Below are 1,818 nucleotides of genomic sequence, written 5' to 3' on the forward strand. Positions count from 1 at the left end.
AATGATTGGGTTTGGGTAACGATTACTTTCCATCATAAAAACTTGAAGAATCGTGGAATTGCCGGTTGGAAAGAAAATAATCCTACCTTAGTAAAAACAGGCAAAAAGTATTTCATTCATTTTTCTTATGAGAAAAAGATTCAATTAAATAAAACAAAATTAAAAGAACAAGTCATCGTTTCTGTAGACTTAGGTATCACGAATTCTGCGGTTTGTTGTGCAATGCGTTCAGATGGAACTGTCATCGGCAGGAAATTTATTAATCAACCGGTAGAAAAAGACCGTATGTACACAAAAATCAACAAACTAAAGAAAGCTCAACGTCATTCAGGGTATGTAAATGCACCAAACTATTGGAGACGAATTAATGGTCTAAAGAAACATATTGTGCATCATACATCTTCAGAAATTATCAAATTTGCTGTCGATCATCAAGCAGATATCATCGTATTTGAGTACCTTGGTAAAATGAAACACCCAGAGGGGATGTATGGTGCAAAAAAGTTACGCCATAAAGTACATCATTGGAGCAAGCTGGGCATTCAAAGGAAAGTTGAAGAGATGGCACATTACAAAGGCGTACGTATTCGACGAGTAAGCGCTAAGTATACTTCCGCGCTTGCTTTTGACGGTTCTGGAGAAGTGAAACGGAATCATAAAAAAGACCTTGCCGCCTATCAAAATGACAAAGTCTATCACGCAGATTTAAATGCTTCTTATAATATAGGAGCACGGTATTTTATTAGAGAATTCCTTAAATCCTTTTCTGAAAAGAAAAGGTTACTACTGGAGGCAAAAGTTCCTTCCTTAGTAACTAGAACTCGGCTGACATTGGCTTCATTAATTAGCTTACATCAGGCGTTACGTACTAATGGTGCGTGATTATGCGTGCTGTTTGCTGTATTTAAGTCAATAGAAGCCCCTTTCAAATCTTAGATTTGGTGGGGGAGGTTCACTGGGCTTAAAATATATTTATAAATTATTTACAACATGAAAGCTAGCAAATTCAAAATTGCTAGCTTTCATGTTTGAACCGAACTTTTTTAGTAAATAAGGAATAAATTGAAAAAGAAAAATGGCTTCATGTATCATTAAAACTTAGGTTGGAACCCTTTTTCGATTTCAACCATTAATCCTTCTCAATCTCAACCTCTTCCTTCCCAAGAATATAATAATTCAATTCTTTATCAGGAATGTTCTTAATATCCTTACGCTTGATTAAATAAAAGATAATCCCCAAAACAACCCACGCAGCTAATGCAATTCTGGACTCAATCCCTAAAAATGCCGGTGAACCCGGGATAAGCAGTAATCCAAGGAAGATAATACTGGCCACCATACCCAGGATGGCAACAATTTTTTTCCTGGGTGCTTCAATATGCTTTTTCTCATTAAACGTATGATCCTTTTTCATTTTGAATAACGTAAAAGCGGCATAACAGGTATAAAAATAAGCAATGGTTACACCGATGGAGGACATATCTACGACCCACATCAATGCTTCTCTCCCAAACCATGGTGATAACATAGCAATGACTACTGCAAAAATGATACCCAGGCTTGGTGTGTTATATTTCGGATGAAGCTTAGAGAAGCCTTTTGGAATAAACTTAGCACGGGACATGGCGAATAAAAGGCGGCTGGATGAAATAATAAATCCATTCAGACCGGTAAAAATTCCCATGGTTAATGCGACTGCAAGGATGGCCAGGCCTAAAGGTCCGAGCAGGTTTTCAATGATATAACCAGTTCCCCAGATGTGATTTTCTTCAACAACGCCCTCCCACGGACGAACCATGGAAGTAACAATAATCATTA

General features: G+C 37.3%; 2 protein-coding genes. One reads left to right on the forward strand and one right to left on the reverse strand.

The window, feature by feature from the left end; translation table 11 throughout:
* The coding region (locus BN1068_RS24405) for an RNA-guided endonuclease TnpB family protein (RefSeq protein ID WP_139344684.1) at positions 1–882 on the forward strand (882 nt) is incomplete at its 5' end.
* Positions 883–1,129: 247 nt separating this feature from the next.
* Here the strand turns inward: BN1068_RS24405 and BN1068_RS24410 are convergent.
* Positions 1,130–1,818: APC family permease (locus tag BN1068_RS24410; protein WP_139344725.1), on the reverse strand; the 689-nt coding region annotated here is incomplete at its 5' end.

Source organism: Oceanobacillus sojae (assembly GCF_900162665.1).
Classification (GTDB): domain Bacteria; phylum Bacillota; class Bacilli; order Bacillales; family Amphibacillaceae; genus Oceanobacillus; species Oceanobacillus sojae_A.